1 protein-coding gene is annotated in these 610 nt (G+C 38.9%); it reads left to right on the top strand.

Annotated elements, in window-relative coordinates; all coding sequences use genetic code 11:
• On the top strand, positions 1-610 hold a 610-nt coding region (locus tag Q4517_RS15415), incomplete at both ends, for a hypothetical protein (protein ID WP_303511286.1).

Below are 610 nucleotides of genomic sequence, written 5' to 3' on the forward strand. Positions count from 1 at the left end.
AATGTAACAGTAGGCAGTGGAACATCGCCATATACCGTAACAGTTACAGGACCAGGAGGGCCATTTGTACAAGGACCATCAGCAGATGTTAATTACAGTTTTACAGGTTTAGGAGACGGTAGTTATCAAATTACAGTAAGTGATGCAAACGGATGTCCACCAGTAGCCACATCAACAGAAACGATTAACGTTCCAACAGCATTAGCGTCAGGCTCAGCAAGTAAAACAGACTTAATGTGTAGTCCTACAGGAACTATTTTAGGAACGATAAGTTTTACAGCACCTACAGGCGGAACAGCACCATACATTTATTATTATAGATTAGTAGGAGGAGGAGCTTATACACAAATAGCAGGAACAACAGTATCTAATTTACCAGCAGGAGATTATGAGACAAAAGTAGAAGATTCAAATGGCTGTGAAAGAATTTTAAATACGGTAACAATAGCAGATTTACCAGCAGTACCGCCATTTGCAAGTACTGTAGTATATAACTGTGATGGTACAGGAAATATCACTATAACACCATTTGATGCTAGTTACACCTATTCATTAGATGGAGCCGCAGCACAAACAGGAGCAAATGCTAATATTTTTAATAATGTAGCAG

The sequence above is a fragment of the Tenacibaculum sp. 1_MG-2023 genome (assembly GCF_030547425.1).
GTDB lineage: Bacteria > Bacteroidota > Bacteroidia > Flavobacteriales > Flavobacteriaceae > Polaribacter.